This window comes from Enterovibrio norvegicus (assembly GCF_002876705.1).
Lineage (GTDB): Bacteria > Pseudomonadota > Gammaproteobacteria > Enterobacterales > Vibrionaceae > Enterovibrio > Enterovibrio norvegicus_B.
The window spans coordinates 101,210-123,228 of the sequence record NZ_MDAG01000021.1; the positions used below are offsets into that span (position 1 = coordinate 101,210).

Consider the following 22,019-nt stretch of genomic DNA (forward strand, 5'->3'; position numbering starts at 1 on the left):
CAGCAATCAGCTTTCTGCTCGAAGTTGGCGCGGCCTTACACCAGATACGGCCAAAGACACTAGGTAAGTCACTGCACCCAAAGCGATTAAGCCAAAAAGAATGTAGGTACGTTCCCAGAGCCCCATCGCGAGCCAATCTGTATTTTCAGGCATCAACCAAAACACCAAACTGCCCATCAATGCCGCTCCAATCACGAGACGTAGCGTGAAGAACAGTGTTTCACGACTCACACGGTATACACCCTGCTTATGGAGGCCTCTGTAAAGTAAGCCCGCATTCACCAACGCTGACAACGCCGTTGCCATAGCAAGACCGACATAGCCATAAAATGAAGCAAAGATCAGGTTAAACACCATATTGCTAACCATAGCTATGATGCCATAGCGCACAGGCGTCTTCGTGTCTTGGCGAGCATAATAACCAGGTGCAAGCACTTTGATGAGCATGAAGTTAAGCAAGCCCGACGCGTAGGCCATTAACGACAGCGCCGCGGCATCCACGTCTGACGGGCTAAACTCGCCACGCATGAAGAGCACCATCAACATAGGTTTGGCCAACACCATCATGCCTACCATAGCGGGTAAGCCAAGCAACAGCACCATGCGAATGCCCCAGTCCATCGTACTGGCAAACTGACCGGATGATTGCTCAACATGCTTTTTCGACAATGCCGGCAATATTACGGTGGCAATTGCAATACCAAACAACCCCAACGGGAACTCTAAGAGGCGATCAGAGTAATACAACCAACTGATGGAACCGGTCGCAAGAAAACTCGCGATAAAGGTATCAAGTAGTAGGTTGATCTGACTAACAGACACACCAAACAGGGCAGGAATCATCAAGGTGCGAATTTTCACAACACCTGGATGAGACCATCCCCATTTCGGTTTAACCAGCATTCCTTCGCGGTAAAGAAACGGAAACTGGAATGCAAACTGGATCAAACCGCCAAGGAAAACACCAATACCCAATCCAATTTCGGGCTGTTCTAAATTGGGCGCTATCCAAATGGCCGCCGAAATCATCGCAATATTGAGAAATACCGGCGTAAATGATGAAACGGCGAATCGTCCGAGCGTGTTGAGGATGGATCCTGCCAACGCCACAAAGGAAATAAACCAAAGATAAGGGAAGGTGATCTTCAATATCAGAGACGCTAACTCAAATTTGTGCGCCGATGGGCCATCGTTGACCCAATCCAAAAACCAACCCGCACCAAATAGTGCTGTGATCACAGGCGATGCAATCACGCCGACCACGGTGACAATGGTCACCAATACACCCAAGGTGCCTGATACGTAAGCAATCAGCTCACGGGTTTTATTTTTATCATCACTGGCTTGGTACTCGGCTAAAACAGGCACAAACGCCTGTGAAAATGCACCTTCTGCAAACAGACGACGTAAAAAATTAGGGATTTTATTCGCGAAAAAGAAAACGTCCGCGGCGGCACCAGCCCCCATTAAGTTTGCGATAACCACATCGCGCACCAACCCCATCACGCGAGACACCATGGTCATAAAACTGACAATCATTCCCGAGCGAAGCAATCGCTTTGACACCTATAACCCCTTAAAACCAAAAATAAAGTAAGATGCATCTGTCTGTTCATGTTATCACGTCTGTTTTAATTGAATTCTAGACAGAACAACAAATGCGAAAAGGCAGATAAAAGGCTTACTTCATACTAAGAATGCTGGTAGAATCTGCCGCCATATTAACCGCGATGTTCGTCACATGCCATTGCTATGGTAATGCGGCGCATTATTGCACAAATGAATTGACAACTCGGGTAAAACGGGGCATATTCCTCGGCCTTAAATTGTCACCGAATATAAGATTTGGGAGTTAGACCCTTGGCGAATATCAAATCTGCTAAGAAGCGTGCAATCCAATCTGAGAAGCGCCGCCAGCACAATGCAAGCCGTCGCTCAATGATGCGCACTTACATGAAAAAAACTATCGCAGCTATCGTAGCTGGTGATAAAGAAGCGGCTACTAAAGCGTTTGGCGAAATGCAACCTATCTTGGATCGTATGGCTACTAAAGGCCTTATCCACAAGAACAAGGCTGCTCGTCATAAAGCGAACCTAGTTGCTCAAATCAAAGCTCTTTAATAGCGCTTAGATTTGAAATAAAAAAACCGGCTTATGGCCGGTTTTTTTATACGTGTTATTTAGACTTGAGTGCTAACTAAACGAATCTTCACACCTCATCACTCATTCGCTTTAAAAGCTTCAACACCTCTTGTCTATGATTTCCATAGTAAAACGCCCATTAAGAACGAAGCCTCACAAGGCCGAGTATTGTGTTGGCAAGATGACTGATCAGGTATGAATACTTTGCTTTGCTCGACGGTGGTTACTTACAATATAGCTGGTGAAGTGTCGACATAATCGTTTGAACTTCAACACTTTTCAGCGAATAGTACACCGTTTGCGCTTCTTTGCGTGTGGCCACAAGCCCATCACGACGAAGCCAAGCAAGGTGTTGCGATAACGCTGACTGACTGAGTTGTAATTTGTCACTGAGCATGCCCACTGACAACTCACCTTCCAGCAAATAGCATAGAATGAAAAGTCGACGCTCATTGGCCATTGCTTTTAACAACTGTACCGCTTTTGGCCCTTGTTCTTGCATCTGTTCCAAATCCATACTTACTGCCTACTGTCTTCCATGTAACGGGTTGTTTGGTTTCATTTAAGTTTAACACTGATCATTTTGTTAACAATGCCTATCGTTTAAGAAAGGCGTTAAAAACTAATGAAACAACTTGCTAAAATCTGCTTCACATATTCTTTTTACCGCAGGATGCTGAATCATGCGCTCTGCAAAAATAACGTAATACTCTTCTTTCAACTCTTTCACTTTTGCAACTTCTTGCACATTTGGTAGTTCCAGAACGTCTTCTGAGTAAAAAGTCGGTGCGACAAACATGGCGCGATGGTTCGACCCAAACGCCTTCATCAGCGCCGCATCATCGAATTCACCCAGAATATTCGGCGTGATACCTTGGCTATCAAACCAGTGCATCAGTTTGCGTCCCATTGCCGTTCTTGTGCCTGGAATCAAGAGTTTGTACTCTTCGATCACAGCAGGAAATGATGCGTCAATCAACGAGTCAGAACAGAAGAAGCTCATGACACTTTCCCCCAACTTCACGCTAAACAAGCCGGGGCTTTGGGTGGAGTCCACAGGGCAGTCAGACAAAATCATATCGAGCTTGTGCTGGCTAAGCTGTTCAAGCAAAAGCTCATGAGTCGATTCAAAACAGCGTAAGTGTATGCTGTTGTCCTCAGGAACGGCCTTCAGAAGCACCCTACTGACAAGACTCTTCGATAGCGCGTCAGCGACACCTACATCGAACAATACGTTCTCTTGTTGGCTATAGTTCACGATATCCAGCATTTCGTAGCTAAGACCGAACATTTTATCCGCGTACTTATAAACCAACTGCCCGAGCTCTGTGGGTTCAATGTTTCTTCCAACACGTTTAGTGAGTCGCCCTTTTAGACGTTCTTCCAGCGCACGAATTTGGCCCGTCACAGTTTGAGGCGTGAGAAATAAGGCTTCAGCCGCTTTGGTCACCGAGCCTTGCTTGCAGACCATCCAAAAATAGTACAAATGGTTATAGTTTAAATGTGACATATGATTTCAACGAAAAAGACGCCAGAGTTGCCCCAAAATGGGATTCTGACGTCTTTAAATTTAATGGGTGGGAAGTTTAGCCTTTCTCGAGAGACGTAGGCGTGCGGTTACGCCCTCCGGCTCTTTGTTCTAACGCTCGGCTAAACCAGCTGTCTTTGTCAGCACTACGCTCAACAAATACCGCCTTCTCTGTATCAATACTTTCCGAGTATCCACTTTCCGTGCCAGCGATAAACGCTTGGCAAACATCGGTCGTGTTATCGTCAAAGCAATGCGAATAGTCTTCCGACGCTAACGCTGGTGTGGCAAGTAACGCACCACTAATAATCAATACCCACTTTCTTTTCATCGCTTTCTTCCTCCACCTGACTCGATTTCGGCAATACAGCATTCAGTAAGGCATAACCTGCTAGGGCCGATAGCGTTGAACCAATCAAAATACCCAGTCGAGAGAACGTAATGTAGCTTTGATCTACACCAACAAACGCCAACGACGAGATAAAAATCGACATCGTAAAGCCAATCCCGCACAACAGGGACACAGCAAAGATCTGTTTGAAGTTGACACTTTCAGGAAGAGTTGCAACCCCCATTTTCACCGATAACCAACTAAAGGTGAAAATACCCAGTGGCTTGCCCACAAGGAGACCAAGCGCAATACCCAAAGGCAATGTGTTCGTTAGGCTGTCAAAAGAGACACCTTCAAGAGACACGCCTGCATTTGCAAACGCAAACAACGGCAGGATAAAGAATGCAGCATATGGGTGAATGGCATGTTCAAGCGTCTTAAGCGGTGATTTGCCATCTTTGCCCCCTTCAAGTGGGATCGCAAAGCCAAGCACGACACCCGCAAGCGTTGCATGCACGCCGGATTTCAACACGCTGAACCACAAGATCGCGCCTACCAGCATGTACCATTTAACCCCAGTCACGTTTCTACTGTTCATTAAGAACAGTGCAATGGTAGAGAGGAAGGCAACAGTCAAGGCGGTAACAGAAAGGTCACTGCTATAGAACAGCGCAATGATCACAATGACACCTAAGTCATCGATGATGGCTAAAGCCAGCAGGAACACTTTCAACGAAAGAGGGACGCGTTTACCCAACAGCGCCATCACACCCAGTGCAAAAGCAATGTCGGTTGCCGCTGGAATAGCCCAACCACTTGCAGTAACAGGGTCGTTAGCATTGAATGCTAGATAAACCAGAGCTGGCGCCACCATACCACCAACGGCGGCAATGGCAGGGAAGATCGCTTTCTCTTTAGTGTTGAGTGCGCCTTCGATCAGTTCTCGTTTGACTTCCAGTCCAATTAAGAGGAAGAAGACAGCCATCAAGCCATCATTCACCCAATGCTCGATAGATAGACCTGCGACGTAGCTGTAAAGCACACTTTCGTAAACAGGTTGCAGCGGTGAGTTTGCGATGATAATTGCTAAAATAGCAGCAACGATCAGCACTAAACCACCGGCTGATTCCATCTTCATAAACTGACGAATGGCATCAGTCATTAAAAGCACTCCATAAAATAGTTATTCGATACTAGTCTAGGCGTCGACCAGCAAGTATGAAAAATCGGTTCTTCGGAGATTAAACCTCGGAATTCCCGAACAATTCAATAATTATTGATGATTTTTTCGCAATATGAATTTCCCTATTGTCATAAATGCTGTTTTTTTTGTTGTGATGTGAGCCTAATTTAGCGCGAATGCGTGAAAAACGACCAATCAAACACCCCTACCAGAACAGAACCTAAGTGATTGTTTATAAGCATATAAACAACCATCCAACCACTACTTAGCCCCCTATGGAAATGATTGATTATGGGTAAGCCGTAAAACTGTAATATTAGTGAAATATTTCATGCCTACTATCGCCCTCAGATTCTTTCATTGACATAAATCTGACATACAACTGTCACGGAGATTTCTTTATGACCTCCCAAGCTTCTACTGCTGCACCGATTAACAGCTCTAAGAATTGGGTACGTTGGGCTAACCTGGCACTAATGCTTTATATTCTGCTTTTGGCAGTGTCCATGGTTGGTAGTGGTTTCAAGTGGGCTGCAGGCGACGAGGCTAAGACCTTATTCGCATTCGCGTCTCACCCTGTTGCTGGTTTGATGATTGGTATCGTTGCGACTGCACTGATTCAATCTTCAAGCACAGTAACGTCAATTATCGTTGGTCTGGTAGCTGGTGGCTTACCTGTAGAGACCGCTATTCCTATGGTTATGGGTGCTAACATCGGTACCACAGTTACCAACACCTTGGTAAGCCTAGGACACGCACGTTGCAAAGACGAATTCCGTCGTGCATTTACCTGTGCAACCGTTCATGACTTCTTTAACTTGATGGCAGTTTCAATCTTCCTTCCTTTGGAAATGATGTTTGGCCTTCTTGATAAAATCTCTAGCTGGCTTGTGGCTCCATTGATGTTTGATGGCAACCTAAGCATGAAAGGCATGGACTTCATGGGTCCATTGACTAAGCCTCTGGTTAACAGCACCAAAGGCGCGCTATCAGCACTACCTGGCGACTGGGGCGGCGTTGCACTGATTGTTCTGGGTATCGCACTGATTTTTGCTTCTATCACTATGATGGGCAAACTGATGCGTAAGCTGATGGTTGGTCGTGCAAAAGAACTTCTTCACAATGCCATCGGTCGTGGTCCAATCCACGGTATCGCATCAGGTACTTTGGTAACGATTCTGGTTCAGTCTTCTTCTACGACGACAAGCCTGATGGTTCCACTGGTAGGTACAAACGTATTAAAAGTTCGCGATGTTTACCCATTCACACTTGGCGCAAACATCGGTACATGTATCACTGCACTACTTGCAGCGACAGCGGTAACAGGTCCAAACGCAATATTTGCTCTGCAAATCGCATTGGTTCACCTAACGTTCAACATTCTCGCGACACTGCTCATCTTTGGTACGCCGTTCCTACGCGAAATCCCATTGAAGTGTGCTGAGATGCTGGGTGAAGCTGCAGCGAAGAGCAAGTTGGCTGTGGTTGCATACCTTGGTCTCGTCTTCGTAGCAATCCCATCTGCTGTGATGCTAGCAACACAGTAATTGCGCAGAAAGAGACGAAAAACGCCCGCTAACGCGGGCGTTTTTGTTTCTGGTTCTCTTCATCTTGCACTTTCCTTCGCTTCCCACAGCAACCCGAACACGCACCCTTAGCGCCTATTTGTGTATCTTTGCCCATAAAAAAACCGGGGAATGCCCCGGTTTCGATATTATTGTCATTGCACTGAACGATTAAATTGCAATAGGCGCTCTGATAGCGGCTTGTGCTTCGTAACCTTCAATCTCAAAATCTTCCAGTTTGTAATCGAAGATAGAGTCTGGCTTACGTTTGATGGTCAGTGTCGGAATCGACCCTGGCGTGCGCTTAAGCTGCTCATAGACGATATCATCTGTCAGATGGTTGCCATACAGGTGAACATCACCAAAGGTGTGTACGAAGTCGCCCACGTCCAAATCACACTGCTGCGCAATCATGTGCGTGAGCAACGCGTAGCTTGCAATGTTGAACGGCACACCAAGGAAGTAATCTGCACTGCGCTGGTAAAGCTGGCAAGATAGCTTGCCGTCAGCAACATAGAACTGGAACAAACAATGGCAAGGCGCCAACGCCATACGGCCTTGTTCTACGTTCGCTTGCGGAGCAATGCCTTCATCGGGTAAATCAGCAGGGTTCCATGCAGTAATGATGTGTCTGCGAGAGTTTGGTTTGGCTTTAATCTGCTCGATCAGATCGGCAATTTGATCAACCGTTGAGCCATCAGGACATGCCCATGAACGCCATTGCGCACCGTATACAGGACCAAGATCACCAGCTTCTGTTGCCCATTCATCCCAAATCGATACCTTGTTGTCTTGCAGGTATTTGATATTAGTTTCGCCATTCAAGAACCAAAGCAGTTCGTGAATGATGGCGCGGGTATACAGTTTCTTCGTCGTTAGAAGCGGAAAGCCTTCGCTAAGGTCAAAACGCAATTGACGACCAAATACAGAACGCGTTCCCACTCCCGTGCGATCACCTCTATCACTCCCGTTTTCGATGATATCCTGCATTAAATCAAGATATTGCTTCATGGCATTTCCTTTCGTTACCCCGCACGCCTTCTGGCGTGACCATAGTGTTTGATGAAATAAAGAAAACCGCAGACAGGGCTGCGGCTTAAATTTGGCATTATGCGGACTGAGATACGCTCTGGCGGCGGTACGCCCACAGTATCATTAAGGCACCAAGAATGATCATTGGTGATGACAAAATCTGTCCCATGCTGATCCATTCACCGAACAGCCCTAAGTGCGCATCAGGCTCGCGATAGAATTCCACGATGAAACGGAATGTACCGTAACCCATGAGGAACAATCCAGATACCGCACCCGCTGGACGTGGTTTATTGATGAACCAGTTAAGAATAAAGAAGAGTACAACGCCTTCAAGGGCAAATTCATAAAGCTGGGAAGGATGTCGAGCCAGTGGACCACCAGTTGGGAATACCATGCCCCATGCAACATCCGTTGAACGTCCCCACAGCTCGCCATTCATGAAATTACCAAGGCGACCCGCGCCAAGGCCAAACGGCACAAGTGGCGCGATAAAATCGGAAACCGCAAAGAAAGTGCGCTTGGTGCGGAACGCATACCACGCCATCGCGGAGATCACACCTAATAGGCCGCCGTGGAAAGACATGCCTCCCGTCCAAACTTTAAACAGGAACAGAGGATCAGCGAGGAAGGTATCAAATTGGTAGAACAAGACGTAGCCAATACGGCCGCCCAATATCACACCAAGGAAGCCTGCGAAAAGTAAATCACTCACTTCATCACGCGTCCAACCACTTCCCGGCTTATCGGCGCGACGGTTTGCTAGCCACAATGCAAACGCAAAGCCCGCGAGGTACATCAAACCATACCAGCGCACGGCAACAGGGCCGATTTCAATCAAAATAGGATCTATTTGGGGAAATGTCAGTGACATTAGCTTGTCTTCCTTAGCTTAAAAACATACTCGCCCCAACAAGGAGCAAAAATACTGCAAACACGCGTTTTATGATTGGTGTAGGTAACCGCGATGCTAACTTGGCACCATAACGAGTGGTGAACACAGAGGTGCTTACGATACCAATCAACGCGGGTAAGTAAACATATCCGACACTGTATTCTGGCAAAGATTCCGGTTGTGAGAGTCCAAAAAAGATAAACCCCGTCATCCCAGACAACGCAAGAAACACACCGCACAAAGATGCCGTGCCGATGGCTTTGCGCATTTCAACACCATGATAATTCAAATAAGGTACGGTAAGCGAGCCCCCACCAATCCCTGCAAGGCTTGATGTCACACCTATAAGACCGCCACTCAGCACGTTTTTGCCCACAGAAGGCAATGGCTTTTCCGCCCTTACACGTAAAGAAAGCACCATTTGTAGCGCGAGCAACAGCACAATCACACCGAAAATTCTCGGCAAATACTCTGTTGGCAGTTTATCTGCTATTCCACTCCCCATTAATCCACCGACCAAAATGCCCGGTAGCAGCGTTTTGATCACTGAGGGTTGAACATTGCCCAGACGATAATGAGAGAACGCGGAAGAAGAAGAAGTCACAACAATACTGGCTAAAGATGTCGCGAGCGCCATTGGCATGATCAAAGAGGGAGAAATATCGGCCCATGGTAACAGCACCGACAAGGCAGGAACGATCAACAAGCCGCCGCCAATACCCAGCAAGCCAGCCAACAACCCCACGCAGCAGCCTAACATGAGACACACAGCGAACAGCCACAAGGTGGCATCTAACATGAATGTATTCCTATTTACCGACCCGAATGAGGCCACCCAGGTTGTACTGCTCCAGAAAGTCTTCTGACGCCGAGCGAATATCGCTCGCCAGAGAAAGACCGAGCATCGCGTTGACGTGGTTTTGCAACGCGTCAGAGGGGATATGACGAAGTACATATTTAATTTTTGCAACACTGCGCGTGTTCATACTCAATTGGCGGTAACCCATGCCCACAAGTAAGGTTGCACCTATCGGATCACCAGCAAATTCCCCACAAACACTGACAGGTAATTTCAACCGTTGGGCTTGCGCAAGTATTTGAACAAGCACTGCGATCACCGATGGGTGAAATGTATCATAGACATCTGCGACTCGAGCGTTATTTCTATCTACTGCCAGCAGGTATTGGGTTAAGTCATTCGTACCGACGGAAAGAAAGTCGATATGGGGTGCGACAGCATCAAATTGATACAGCACTGACGGCACTTCCACCATGATCCCCAAACGTGGACGATGCAGCACTTCCCCTTCGGCTTCCGCAAGCTCTGTCACTTCAGCAAACGCACGTTCAATCAACGTTTTGGCTTCCAGCAACTCGGACAATCCGGAGATCATCGGCAACAGAATGGCAAGGTTCTCTCGGCCAATGCTTGCGCGAAGCATGGCGCGAACTTGAATCAAGAAGATGTCAGGATGATCCAGCGTAAAACGAATGCCTCGCCACCCCAAAAACGGGTTATCTTCTTCAATTTTCAAATACGGGAGCGGCTTATCACCGCCAATGTCGAGCGTACGCATGACCACAGGTTGCCCCGGGTAACAATCCAAAATGGATCGGTACTGATTGACCTGATCATCTTCGGATGGAAAGCTACGCTGCATCAAAAACGGCACTTCAGTACGGTAAAGACCAACGCCATCAACCCCGCGGTTAATGGCAATACTGGTATCTGCACTCAACCCCGCATTGAGGTGTATTTGAACACGAACGCCGTCTGCAGTTTTGGTTTGCTTGGTGAAGGCATTATCAACTTCTTTTTGAAGCTCAATCTCCTCGTCTCGCAGACGCTTATATTCTTTAAGTACCTGTGGTGCAGGCTCAACCAACAAACGTCCTTTAAAGCCGTCCAGCACTACTTTCTTACGGTGAACGAGCTCAGGGCGAAACTCCACCCCCATCACCGCGGGAATGCCTAACGCACGCGCTAAAATCGCAGCATGGGCATTGACCGCCCCCTCTTCGGCGACAACACCTGCGAGCTGATCGCGAGGGATGGCTGCCAACATACCAGCCGTCAATTCACGGGCGAACAATACGATGGGTTTATCAAACTGCCACTGCTTGGTTTCTTGGTTTTCGAGGAAATACAGCAGGCGTTGACCCAACTCCTTCACATCGTTCGCGCGTTCACGAAGATACGGATCAGACATGTTGTTAAAACGTTCAGCAAACTCATCAATGGTTTGCTTCACAGCCCACTCAGCCATATCACCACTGTGAATGCGTTCCTTCATGGCCTTTCGGAGCACAGGATCATTCAGCAAGTGGATAAAGAGATCGAAGATCGCCAAGGTGTCTTGATTGAGTTCGCTGTCGAAACGTTTTCGAAGACGTCCAAACTCAATAATGGCGGCACTGACAGCACCGTCGAAACGATCGCGCTCTTGTTGAATATCAAGACAAGAAGCAGGAAGAACAAGATCTAAGCGCGGCTGAGAGACATCACACCACGCTTCGGCAATAGCAACACCCGGCGACGCTGCAGCCCCCTGCAATAACATGGACCCACTGCCGTCACTTGGCCACACACCTTGTGCTTTAGAATGTGCAAACACGACAGCCAGTTGCGCGGCGAGTGTAATAAGAAACGATTCTTCACTTTCATCAAACTGACGAGGTGCGCGTTGCTGAACCACCAGCACACCGAGCACTTGTCGACGATAAATAATGGGCGTGCCTAAGAAGGAATTGAAATGATCTTCGCCGATATCAGGAAAGTGTTTGAAGTCCGCATGGGTTGATGCATTGGCAAGGTTGATGGGTTCAGCACGACGACCAACTAGCCCGACCAAACCTTCTTCGAAAGAGAGAGAAACACGGCGTGCACGGGAGTTCAATCCCTTCGTCGCCATCAGTTCGTAAACGTGTCGTTCATGGTCCGCAATGTAAACAGAGCAACACTCTGTTTCCATTGCAGTGCAGGTCTCTCCCACCAAAGTATTGAGGGCTTGCTTCACGTCGCTTGATGACGCAACGTTGTGCACGATGTCTCGCAGTTTCGTTAGCATCAGCACCCTCTTTCTTTTCCTTTGCTTTCGTAGACCTAGCCTTTACCGAACGCGCAATTTACTGTTCTAGTTTTTTGGAGAACCTCGCTTTCCTTTGCGCTTCACTTTTCGCTCACGAAAAGGCATCGCAATGGCGGCGAATTCCTTCATTGCACGGCGATACACGTCGCGCTTGAATGACACCACTTGCCTCACAGGGTACCAATAAGTCACCCAACGCCAACCGTCGAATTCTGGCGTACCCCCGCGTTGCATGTTCACCTTAGACTCGTCACATTCCAGTTTCAGCAAAAACCATTTCTGTTTTTGTCCGATACACACAGGCTTTGAATCCCAACGAACTAAACGTTTAGGCAACTTATAGCGTAGCCAATGTCGGCTTGTTGCCAGAATTCGGACATCCTTTTTAGTTAATCCGACTTCTTCGTATAACTCTCGAAACATGGCTTGTTCAGGGGTTTCTCCTTCATCAATGCCACCTTGTGGAAACTGCCAAGAGTGTTGTCCGTATCGACGAGCCCAGAGAACCTGACCGTGGCTATTACATATAACAATCCCTACATTGGGACGGTAGCCATCGCCATCTATCACTGGACGACCTCAAATATAAATCTCTATTAACAGTGATTTTTTCATACTATGTGCACAGTGGTAAACAAACATTGCGTATGAAACGCATTTTTTGGGGGCTTCAACCGCCTTCTGTGCTGAAAAGACATTAAACCTAGAGTTATAAACAGTTCGGTGAGACCAAGCGCACATTTATTCACGCTTTCTGTGGATAGATTTGTGTAGAAAGGACTTAAACATCTGTTTTCATTTTAATTCACCATGCTAACTGCGTTTTACACACCTAGAGAAATAAAACATAAAACCAATAATTACAACAAGATAAAAGCAAGCCACAAGAGAATAGAAAGAAGATCGTGTCGGATAAAAACGGCAAGATCTTAAACTGGTTAAAGATCCACCAAAGCGAGAGTTACCCACACCACTTGTGCAATTTATCGCCTTAAACCTGCAAAACCTTCAAATTAAACCTAAAAAAACACTGTATAAGCATACATATTATCGTTCAGCACTAAATCGACACTTTTCGCTGTGGATAACTGCATTTAATGGGTAATCCCATATGATCATCTTCTCGACACTGGTTTTTTCTCAACGAGGCTGGTAGCGTGCTCAGCGAAGAATCTTGAACGGAATAGACCATGATCCCTGCACCTACTTCTGAAAACGAATTGCTTGAGCGAGCAACAGCATTGGCTGGGTTTACGCTTGGTGAATTGGCAGAGCAGTATGGTTTGGTCTGCCCTGCCGATCTTCGTCGGGAGAAAGGTTGGGTTGGTATGCTGCTCGAAACCTGCTTAGGCGCAACCGCAGGAAGCAAGCCGGAACAAGATTTTCAAGACTTGGGCATAGAGCTCAAATCGATCCCTATTAGCCACATAGGAAAACCACTTGAAACCACTTTTGTATGCGTAGCCCCGCTCACCAATGTGCATGGCCTAACATGGGAAAGTAGTCATATCCGCAATAAGCTTTCGAAAGTGCTGTGGATACCGGTAGAAGGTGAGCGTGAAATCCCCGTTTGCGAGCGACATGTTGGCATGCCACTGATATGGCAACCATCAGAAGAAGAAGAAGCGCAGCTAAAAGCGGACTGGGAAGAGTTGATGGAATTTATTGTCCTTGGAAAAGTGCATCAAATAACCGCGAAGCATGGTGAATATCTTCAATTGCGCCCTAAGGCAGCCAATAGCAAAGTCGTAACCGAAGCATATGGCGCAAACGGACAACCAATAAAAACGCTGCCAAGGGGGTTTTATCTCAGGAAGCAGTTTACAAGCAGGATACTGGCAGCACACTTCATGCTGCCAGAGGACGATGCCTTTTAAAGCGTGATTTCCATGTCTTCTTTGCATGATGTATCAGCAGGGCCAAACTCGTCATAAGGGTCAAGCAGCCTCAACGTCACTTTCTTTATCCCTATTTTTCGCAGCTTATCACTCACCTGCTCAATGCTATCGAAGTGCATCACTTCGTCATGCTTGTCATCTTTAAGGGGTTCAAGCTGATGCCTAACTTCCACTTCCACAATGTACTTAGCGCCACCCGCGTGTGCCACAACGTAACAATGAGGTACATTATCTGGGTGAGAAAGAATCCAGTTCTTCAATTGCTTTAATTTCATATCGTTACCACATTGTTAACCATATGTTAACTATAGTGCATTTCATCGAAAAACAAACACTTCCCATGGTGAAAACAGACGTTAATTCACACCAGTTTCAAGAATTAAACACACTAAAGGTGAGGAGAGATCCTCTTCGATCCTGCAAAAATGGCGGCGTCCAAGGCTGCCTTGCTTTCAACAGTCATAAAGGAGTTTGTACCTCCAACAAAATCTCCTAAGATGGAAGTGTTTGTCGTATTTCTTCGCCCAATATCGCCATTGGGCATGTCCTGTCTGTAACGCATTGTTTTTCACTGACTACGCTCGCAATCCAAGGAGATCGGATGCAATACCATACCCTTCCTCATACCAGCTTAGACGTCAGCAAGATCTGTTTAGGCACCATGACATATGGCCAACAAAACACGGAAGCTGAAGCGCACGAACAGCTCGCACTCGCCACCGATCTTGGCGTGAATTTTATTGATACCGCTGAAATGTATGCCGTGCCGCCAACACCTGAAACCCAGGGATTAACCGAATCCTATATCGGCACTTGGTTAAAAAAATCAGGCCAGCGTGACAAACGCATCATTGCCACCAAGGTTGCCGGACCACGCGGTGTTCCCTACATTCGCGAAAACATGTCATTGGATCGTCGTAACATTCGCCAAGCCGTTGAAGACAGCCTTGCCCGATTACAGACCGACTATATCGATTTGTATCAAGTGCATTGGCCACAACGCCATGTGAACAGCTTTGGTCAGCTCAACTACCAGCATGAAGACGAAAATTCAGGGGTCAGCATCCTAGAAACGTTGGATGCCTTGACGGAACTCGTGCGCGAAGGAAAGATTCGATACATCGGTGTGTCCAATGAAACCCCTTGGGGTGTGATGAATTACTTAAAGTTGGCAGAAAAGCACAGCTTGAGCCGCATCGTCTCCATTCAAAATCCCTATAGCCTGTTAAACCGCAGTTTCGAAGTTGGTTTATCGGAAATCAGCCACCACGAAGGTGTCGAACTGCTAGCGTATTCGCCCCTTGCCTTTGGGGCATTAACGGGCAAATACCTCGATGGTGCTCGCCCAGATGGCGCTCGCTGCACGCGTTGGAGCCGCTTCAGCCGTTACTTCACCGAACAAGGTCAAGCAGCAACAAGAGCTTACGTGGATTTGGCCCATGAATACTCGTTGGATCCGGCTCAAATGGCGCTGGCATTCGTGAATGGCAGATCGTTTGTTGGCAGCAACATCATCGGTGCCACCACGCTTGAGCAATTGAAAACCAACATTGAATCGATAGATGTGCAACTACCCGAAGCACTGCTTACTCGCATTGAAGAGATTGGGGCGACGTATTCGAACCCCTGTCCATAGCCGCTCGCTTACATCACACCTCAACACAAAAAAGCGCCAACTGGCGCTTTTCTTTGGTTTATTGAATCTCAAAGCGAGAGATGCGGGAACCTTTACACTCAAGGTTCCCGCATCGTTACGTTGTTAAGTTCACCCTCAACCGACGACGGATACGCGCCACTTCACGAAGTGCCTTATATTGAGGTGCAACAGTGTGTCCAATGGACAGGCCGTCTTTTTCAAAGCCAATATCTTTCAGCATGTGCTCAGACAAAGGTTCGCCAATATATCGGATGCGTCGATGGGCTTTTCGCCAGGCTTTTTCCTCACGCTTGATATCAAGTTGAACGAATAAAGTGGCTATACGAAGGTATACAGATTGACTCATGATGGTCTCCTATTAAGGTTTAAGGAGGCCTTAGAGAATGTTACGGCAGGAAAAAGTGAAAAAGATCGTATCTTCAAGGCCGCAATCATTCCCGCGGCCCGATTTTACGGTGCGGAAATTACTGTACAGGTTTTCGCATGTCCGCATGCGAAGAGACAGAACAATTCATGACAGATGTAAACGTATTTAAAGTCATCGCTTGCCTCCTTAACCCTTTCATTTCAGTAAAATCGCGTTTGTAAATTCATTGTTAATACTAATGATGCAGACCAATATATCAACGAGTTATTTGTTATAACGAAGAATTTAGCCGCATCCTCTTCTGTTTTGTTTCTGTACAAAACATAACCACGCCATGGCCAGCCATCTGCCTACCAATTAGTACATGACACTGTTTGTTATTTTGCTTCCACACTGAATGTAAGATGACCATAAAGACATACATTTAATGTGTTTGTCCGCTCTCCTTTACCACCTATCACTTTATCGGATAGTAAATAACTACAACCAATCTAATTAATAGATATTATTCTCCTCATCAACAGGAGAGAGAATAATGAGAACCGCCGCAGATCGTATTAGACACGCCATTGCATTCGAATTGATTGGACTGATCTTGATCATAGGGATCATGACACAGTTTGGCTTTGATGCCGCCCACACGGGTGTACTCGGTATTGCGTTTTCACTGTTAGCAACCGGTTGGAACTATATCTATAACGTATGGTTCGACAAGGCCATGCAGAAGTGGGCAGGCACAACAGAAAAGAAACAGAAACACCGCATCTTGCATGCACTGCTCTTTGAGTTGGGTTTACTGTGGGTGACCATTCCGGTAATAGCTTGGTGGCTAAACCTAAGCTTATGGAATGCCTTCCTGATGGATATTGGCCTTGTGCTCTTCTATCTGGTTTATGCCTATGTCTACAACTTGGCGTATGACAAACTGTTTCCAGTGAAAACGCCTCAAGCACACGCATAAAAAAACCGCCCTCGGGCGGCTTTTTGTTTTTGGCTTTTAGCCAATAGCATGCTGATGCATTACGCAGCAGATTTCGATATTAAAATGCCTTAATTAACGAAAACTACGCGGTGCAGGGATCAAGCTGTGTTTGTTCAACAGGCGATACATGGTCGCGCGAGAAACACCCAGCTCTTTCGCTGCCGCAGACACTTGACCGTTGTTGCTTTCAAGTACTGCTAGCAGTGCATCACGCTCTGATTCTTCACGGATCTTACGTAGGCTCTGCTTGTAATCGCCTTGACGCGGTAGATCCAAGTGCTCGGCTTCAATCACCAAGTTATCAGCAAGAAGCACTGCACGTTTCACTTGGTTGATCAATTCACGAACATTACCTGGCCAGCTGTAGTTGACCAAAATTTTGTTAGCTTCTTCTGAGAAGGTGCGCGCTTGCGTGTTGTATTGACGTGCAAACTTGAGCAGGAAATGTTCAGCCAACTCAGGAATGTCTGCACCGCGCTCTTTCAATGAAGGCACAGAAATACGCAGAACATTCAAACGGTAGTAAAGATCTTCACGGAACAGACCTTCTGCAACCGCTTTCTCCAAATCCATGTGCGTTGCTGCAATCACGCGAACATCGATTTCTTTCGCGTATTTGTCATCATGAGATTCAACCGTTCCATCTTGAAGAAGGTGAAGCAAGTTCGCTTGAAGGTTAAGCGGCAAATCGCCGATTTCATCCAAGAACAAGGTACCTTGGTGTGCTTGCTGTACTTTCCCTTCTGTCGTGCCGTCACCAAACAATTCTGATGAAATCAGTTTTTCAGGTAACGCACTGCACTTCACAGAAACGAATGGGCCTTTAGCGCGTGTAGAAGCGTTGTGAATCGCCATACCTACAAGTTCTTTACCTGTACCACTTTCACCGTGAATGAGCACTGACACATCAGTAGGTGCCACACGACGAACTTGGTCACGCAGCTTTTTCATCACAGAGGTTTTGCCAAGCAAACCCATGTCGCTGTGATCGCCAAGCTGAGGCCAAACATGACGCTCAAGTTTCAACATACCCAATTGGTGACCAATGGTGCTCATCAACTGGCTATCTGGAATTGGAGAAGTGAAGTAGTCGATACAAAAGCTGACAATGAACTGACAGATTGCATCGTTGTTGAGTTGATCTTCACGGATAAGTGCCAACCAGCGAACTTGTTTGTTGCGGTTAACCAGTGAAGCGACACCGTTCAAGCTGAAATCATCGTGGCTAATGTCCACGATCCCAATGCAAGGACCAATGTCCTGAAGAAGTGCTTGTGCTGCTCTGAGGTCGTAACAACGGTGACAACGCCACCCTGCTTGCTCTAATGTTGCCAACCATGGTTCGTATGTTCCACCCACTACGACGAGTGAACTTGGAACTGCCTCAGATCTGAATTGCATACCCATAACGCCTGCCTTTAGTCATCCATTAACGACATGTGTTCAAAATGTTGTGAGTATCATTATATTTTGTAAGACAAAGAGGTTTGTCTCATTGTGGATACAATGTAGATCTCAATTCTCCAGACTTCCCAAAATAGACACTTTTGCTGTTGCGATTCCTGACAGACGATCTTGGAAAAAACTTAAAAAAATAACTAAAAAACAGAAAGTTAAATTAAAAACCTTGCACCAAGATGACTATTCATCGCGACTCACAAACGCACACGTCTCAATTTAGAGAAAAATGAGCATCTCTCTAAAATTTCTTAGATCATAGACTATGACCCGTATTCTTGAGTGCATCAGGAGAAATAGAAATAAAAACCGCGTCATAGATCAGACGCGGTCTTTTTTAATAGTAGGATTTATTGGACTTGTTCGCCGCTTGCAATGACACTTTCTCGTACTTTGTCTGCAAACTGCAACGCTTGATCACGAATTGAGCGTTCATCGACCGTTGAGATGTCTCTGTCTTGCATCAGTACATTGCCATCAACGATGGCATGTCTCACATTCGTCGCATACGCGGAATACACCAAGGCGGAATAAGGATTGTACATTGGCACCATATTCGGGGCTTTTGTATCGACTACGATGATGTCAGCAAGCTTACCCACTTCAAGTGAACCAATCTTATCTTCCATGTGTAGCGCACGCGCTGCACCCATGGTTGCCATTTCAATGACCTTCACTGGCGGCATCGCTGCGCGATCTTGATTCACCAGTTTATGCACTTTCGCGACCTGATTGAACTCATCAATTGTGCTTAGTGTGTTGCCTGACATTGGGCCATCGGTACCCAGTCCAATACGCAGACCGTCATCGAACATCTTCAGTGCCGGAGAAACGCCTTTTGCCGATTTGATATTAGCACTCATATTATGTGCCACACCCACATCGTGCTTTTTAAGTAGCGCAATGTCGTGGTCGTTCACATTAATCACGTGAGCACCGATAAGGTTTGGCGTGAGCGCGCCAATATCAGCCATATACTGCACTGAGCTTTTACCGCCACTGCGCTCAGCAATGACTTCGTTTTCGCGATCAGATTCTGCAAGGTGGATCATTACAGGCACATCAAGCGCTAGCGACAGCTCTGTGATTTGCTGAAGCACTTCCGTGGTGTTCGTGTACGGCGCGTGAGGCGCAAATGCAGGCGTGATGCGAGGGTGGTCTTTGTATTGTTTAATGAAGTTCACAGCATACTGAATGCCTTCTTGCGCATTGGCCGCATCCGCCACCGGATACTTAATGACGGTTTCGCCCAAAATGGCACGCATGCCGATTTCATCAACGGTTTTCGCCACTTCATCTTCGAAGTAGTACATGTCCGCATATGTCGTCACACCGCCTTTCAGCATTTCAACGTTCCCCAATTGCGCGCCTATACGCACCATGTCGCGACTCACCAATGCTTTTTCTAACGGGAATATATAGCGATGTAGGCGATCAGGCACATCGTCTGCTAATGAGCGAAATACCGTCATGGAGGCATGAGTGTGGGTGTTGATCAAACCGGGCATCACAATGTCGCCATCCACATCTAGCACCGTTTTGGCGACATAGTCATCAGCCAAGTCAGCATTACCCACCGCCACAATCTTGTTGCCTTTCACCACAACCACGCCACTTTCTAACACCGTTTTTTCCGTGTTCATGGTCAGAACGGTAGCATCTTTGATCAGCAGATCGACTTTTTCAGCAGCAAACGCAGCCGACGAAAATGCCGCAGAGGAGACCATGGTTGCGACAGCAACACTGGCGGAAAGTAGGGTTTTCTTGAACATCATTTCTTCATCTTCACACAGCAAGGGAATTCGCGTGAATAATGGGCTGACGTGCTACAAAGAGAAATAAAAAGCGCAACATCGCTCGCAAAAGTGTGAACTATGCCAAACGGTTGCATATCCATAGATTGCCCATTTTCAGGCATAAAAAAACACCGGATAAATCCGGTGTTTTTCAACGTACAAAACAGGGGCGTTTATGCGCCTTGTGAGCGAATAAACATCGGCAATTAGCCTTTGTTTTGTGGGCGCATTGCAGGGAACAAAATCACGTCACGAATCGTGTGCGTGTTAGTAAACAGCATCGCCAGACGGTCGATACCAATACCTTGACCCGCCGTTGGTGGCAAGCCGTGTTCCAGTGCAGTGATGTAGTCAGCGTCGTAGAACATCGCTTCGTCATCACCCGATTCTTTCGCATCAACTTGCGCTTTAAAGCGGTTGTCTTGGTCTTCTGCGTCGTTAAGCTCAGAGAAACCATTTGCCACTTCGCGGCCGCCGATAAAGAATTCAAAACGATCAGTGAAGAACGGATTGTTATCGCTACGACGCGCCAGCGGAGAAATGTCTGCTGGGTAGCCCGTGATGAAGGTTGGCTGGATCAGCTTAGGCTCAGCGGTCTCACCGAAGATCTCTTCAAGTAGCTGACCACAGGTCCAGAACTTCTCAACATAGATGTTCAATGACTGAGCAATAGATACCATCAATTCACGGTTCTGAACGCCTTCCTCATCCAATGCTTGGATGTCTGCGTGGTCAGGGTTGTATTGCTTGATGGCTTCCAGCATGGTCATGCGTGCGTATTTACCGCCAAACTCAACCGTGTGCTCACCGTAAGGCATCGCAGAGTTACCCAGAACCTCGATAGCCACAGTACGTAACATATCTTCAGTCAGGTCGATCAGGTCGTTGTAATCCGCGTACGCCATGTAGAATTCAATCATGGTGAATTCTGGGTTATGACGCGGAGACAAACCTTCGTTACGGAAGTTACGGTTGATTTCAAACACACGCTCAAAACCACCCACAACCAAACGCTTCAGGTATAGCTCAGGCGCGATACGCAGGTACATTTCTTGATCAAGTGCGTTGTGGTGAGTGATGAATGGACGCGCTGACGCACCGCCAGGGATCACTTGCATCATCGGCGTTTCCACTTCCATGAAGTCTTTCGACTCCATGTAACGGCGGATCGCAGAAATCAGCTTAGAACGCACTTTAAACGCGTTACGTGAATCTTCGTTCACGATAAGGTCAACGTAACGCTGACGGTAACGCGTTTCTTGGTCAGTCAGACCATGGAATTTTTCTGGAAGTGGACGCAACGCTTTGGTCAGCAGTTGGTACTCTTCCATGTTCACGTAAAGGTCACCTTTACCTGATTTATGCAGCGCACCAGTCACACCGATGATGTCACCGATATCAAGGCCTTGGTATTGTTCTTTCAGTACGTTTTGCACGTCTTTTGCTGCATACGCCTGAATGCGACCATTCACGTCTTGTAGCGCAAGGAATGGACCACGTTTTGCCATGATACGGCCAGCAACGGTCACTTTGTGATCCAATGCTTCTAGCTCTTCCTTGCTCTTTTCGCCAAATTCAGCCTGAAGGTCTGCCGCTGTGTGCTCACGACGAAAATCATTCGGGTGGCCATTCGCTTTGCAGTTTTGACGAATGTGGTTCAGTTTCGCACGACGCTCCGCAATCAGCTTGTTTTCGTCTAGTAATTGGTCAGTCATAGTGAACCTTTGAATTAACGTAAAAAATTACAAACCAGATTTCAGGCTGGCTTCAATAAACTTGTCGAGATCACCATCAAGTACCACTTGGGTATTGCGGTTCTCAACGCCAGTACGCAAATCTTTAATACGTGAATCATCCAACACGTATGAGCGGATCTGGCTACCCCAACCGATGTCAGACTTCGAGTCTTCGTTGGCTTGCTTCTCGGCGTTTTGCTTGTGCATTTCTAGCTCAAACAGTTTTGCGCGAAGCTGCTTCATCGCCTGATCTTTGTTTTTGTGCTGACTACGGTCGTTCTGGCACTGCACCACGGTATTGGTAGGTACGTGAGTAATACGTACCGCCGATTCGGTGGTGTTAACGTGCTGACCACCCGC

At 47.0% G+C, this 22,019-nt stretch carries 21 protein-coding genes; 5 read left to right on the forward strand and 16 right to left on the reverse strand.

From position 1 onward, the window contains the following. Nucleotides 1-6 precede the first annotated feature (6 nt). Nucleotides 7-1,566 carry a murein biosynthesis integral membrane protein MurJ gene (gene murJ / locus BCT27_RS13105; protein WP_026024473.1) on the reverse strand — a complete coding sequence of 520 codons (1,560 nt, stop codon included), beginning with the start codon at nucleotides 1,564-1,566 and terminating at the stop codon, nucleotides 7-9. A 294-nt stretch (nucleotides 1,567-1,860) separates the two neighbouring features. Between murJ and rpsT the strand changes: the two genes are divergently transcribed. Beyond that, nucleotides 1,861-2,121, forward strand: a complete 261-nt coding sequence (gene rpsT / locus BCT27_RS13110; protein ID WP_017008767.1) for a 30S ribosomal protein S20 — start codon at nucleotides 1,861-1,863, stop codon at nucleotides 2,119-2,121. 244 nt (nucleotides 2,122-2,365) lie between these two features. Here the strand turns inward: rpsT and BCT27_RS13115 are convergent, their stop codons facing one another. The 4 genes from BCT27_RS13115 to nhaA form a co-directional block, all read right to left on the reverse strand. Next, the gene (locus BCT27_RS13115) at nucleotides 2,366-2,659 is read right to left on the reverse strand and encodes an ArsR/SmtB family transcription factor (protein ID WP_102317449.1); all 294 of its coding nucleotides are present in this window, start codon (nucleotides 2,657-2,659) and stop codon (nucleotides 2,366-2,368) included. Between the two features lie 105 nt (nucleotides 2,660-2,764). Then, a complete protein-coding gene (gene nhaR / locus BCT27_RS13120; RefSeq protein ID WP_017008765.1) occupies nucleotides 2,765-3,652 on the reverse strand; it encodes a transcriptional activator NhaR in 888 nt (295 codons plus the stop codon). Between the two features lie 76 nt (nucleotides 3,653-3,728). After that, nucleotides 3,729-4,001: a hypothetical protein gene (locus tag BCT27_RS13125; protein WP_017008764.1), complete on the reverse strand. Its 273-nt coding sequence runs from the start codon at nucleotides 3,999-4,001 to the stop codon at nucleotides 3,729-3,731. Further along, the gene (nhaA, locus tag BCT27_RS13130; RefSeq protein ID WP_017012539.1) at nucleotides 3,973-5,163 is read right to left on the reverse strand and encodes a Na+/H+ antiporter NhaA; all 1,191 of its coding nucleotides are present in this window, start codon (nucleotides 5,161-5,163) and stop codon (nucleotides 3,973-3,975) included. The genes BCT27_RS13125 and nhaA overlap by 29 nt, the downstream gene beginning before the upstream one ends. Before the next feature lie 422 nt (nucleotides 5,164-5,585). Here nhaA and BCT27_RS13135 point away from each other — a divergent pair, with 422 nt between their 5' ends. Continuing rightward, on the forward strand, nucleotides 5,586-6,731 hold the full coding sequence (locus tag BCT27_RS13135; RefSeq protein WP_102317448.1) for a Na/Pi symporter: 1,146 nt from the start codon (nucleotides 5,586-5,588) through the stop codon (nucleotides 6,729-6,731). A 189-nt stretch (nucleotides 6,732-6,920) separates the two neighbouring features. Here the strand turns inward: BCT27_RS13135 and BCT27_RS13140 are convergent, their stop codons facing one another. The 5 genes from BCT27_RS13140 to rppH all read right to left on the reverse strand — a co-directional run bounded on the left by BCT27_RS13140 (nucleotide 6,921) and on the right by rppH (nucleotide 12,335). Further along, on the reverse strand, nucleotides 6,921-7,760 hold the full coding sequence (locus BCT27_RS13140; protein WP_102390905.1) for a thymidylate synthase: 840 nt from the start codon (nucleotides 7,758-7,760) through the stop codon (nucleotides 6,921-6,923). A 97-nt stretch (nucleotides 7,761-7,857) separates the two neighbouring features. Further along, on the reverse strand, nucleotides 7,858-8,655 hold the full coding sequence (gene lgt / locus BCT27_RS13145; RefSeq protein WP_102395995.1) for a prolipoprotein diacylglyceryl transferase: 798 nt from the start codon (nucleotides 8,653-8,655) through the stop codon (nucleotides 7,858-7,860). Between the two features lie 13 nt (nucleotides 8,656-8,668). Beyond that, the gene (locus BCT27_RS13150; RefSeq protein WP_102317447.1) at nucleotides 8,669-9,475 is read right to left on the reverse strand and encodes a sulfite exporter TauE/SafE family protein; all 807 of its coding nucleotides are present in this window, start codon (nucleotides 9,473-9,475) and stop codon (nucleotides 8,669-8,671) included. 10 nt (nucleotides 9,476-9,485) lie between these two features. Then, a complete protein-coding gene (ptsP, locus tag BCT27_RS13155) occupies nucleotides 9,486-11,744 on the reverse strand; it encodes a phosphoenolpyruvate--protein phosphotransferase (protein WP_102317446.1) in 2,259 nt (752 codons plus the stop codon). A 66-nt stretch (nucleotides 11,745-11,810) separates the two neighbouring features. Then, nucleotides 11,811-12,335, reverse strand: coding sequence for an RNA pyrophosphohydrolase (gene rppH / locus BCT27_RS13160; protein WP_017009117.1), 525 nt, complete (start codon nucleotides 12,333-12,335; stop codon nucleotides 11,811-11,813). A 620-nt stretch (nucleotides 12,336-12,955) separates the two neighbouring features. Between rppH and mutH the strand changes: the two genes are divergently transcribed. After that, on the forward strand, nucleotides 12,956-13,642 hold the full coding sequence (mutH, locus tag BCT27_RS13165) for a DNA mismatch repair endonuclease MutH (RefSeq protein ID WP_102317445.1): 687 nt from the start codon (nucleotides 12,956-12,958) through the stop codon (nucleotides 13,640-13,642). Here the strand turns inward: mutH and BCT27_RS13170 are convergent. Next, nucleotides 13,639-13,938, reverse strand: a complete 300-nt coding sequence (locus BCT27_RS13170; protein WP_102317444.1) for a DUF6482 family protein — start codon at nucleotides 13,936-13,938, stop codon at nucleotides 13,639-13,641. The genes mutH and BCT27_RS13170 overlap by 4 nt on opposite strands. Nucleotides 13,939-14,264: 326 nt before the next feature. Here BCT27_RS13170 and BCT27_RS13175 point away from each other — a divergent pair, with 326 nt between their 5' ends. Next, the gene (locus tag BCT27_RS13175; protein ID WP_102395996.1) at nucleotides 14,265-15,299 is read left to right on the forward strand and encodes an NADP(H)-dependent aldo-keto reductase; all 1,035 of its coding nucleotides are present in this window, start codon (nucleotides 14,265-14,267) and stop codon (nucleotides 15,297-15,299) included. A gap of 115 nt (nucleotides 15,300-15,414) precedes the next feature. Here BCT27_RS13175 and BCT27_RS13180 read toward each other — a convergent pair whose 3' ends face one another. Then, nucleotides 15,415-15,666 (reverse strand): hypothetical protein, encoded by a 252-nt coding sequence (locus BCT27_RS13180; RefSeq protein WP_102395997.1) that lies wholly within the window; start codon nucleotides 15,664-15,666, stop codon nucleotides 15,415-15,417. Between the two features lie 556 nt (nucleotides 15,667-16,222). On the opposite strand from BCT27_RS13180, the gene BCT27_RS13190 reads away from it, so the two are divergent. Then, a complete protein-coding gene (locus BCT27_RS13190) occupies nucleotides 16,223-16,648 on the forward strand; it encodes a PACE efflux transporter (protein WP_102317441.1) in 426 nt (141 codons plus the stop codon). Nucleotides 16,649-16,741: 93 nt separating this feature from the next. Here the strand turns inward: BCT27_RS13190 and BCT27_RS13195 are convergent, their stop codons facing one another. The 4 genes from BCT27_RS13195 to BCT27_RS13210 all read right to left on the reverse strand — a co-directional run. Next, nucleotides 16,742-18,076 (reverse strand): sigma-54-dependent transcriptional regulator, encoded by a 1,335-nt coding sequence (locus tag BCT27_RS13195; RefSeq protein ID WP_017009124.1) that lies wholly within the window; start codon nucleotides 18,074-18,076, stop codon nucleotides 16,742-16,744. Nucleotides 18,077-18,477: 401 nt separating this feature from the next. Continuing rightward, entirely contained in the window at nucleotides 18,478-19,902 is a 1,425-nt protein-coding gene (locus tag BCT27_RS13200; RefSeq protein WP_102396001.1) for an amidohydrolase, read from the reverse strand. A 227-nt stretch (nucleotides 19,903-20,129) separates the two neighbouring features. Next, nucleotides 20,130-21,638 (reverse strand): lysine--tRNA ligase, encoded by a 1,509-nt coding sequence (gene lysS, locus BCT27_RS13205; RefSeq protein ID WP_102317440.1) that lies wholly within the window; start codon nucleotides 21,636-21,638, stop codon nucleotides 20,130-20,132. A gap of 27 nt (nucleotides 21,639-21,665) precedes the next feature. Then, a partial coding sequence (locus tag BCT27_RS13210; protein ID WP_277869043.1) for a peptide chain release factor-like protein occupies nucleotides 21,666-22,019 on the reverse strand: 354 nt, incomplete at its 5' end.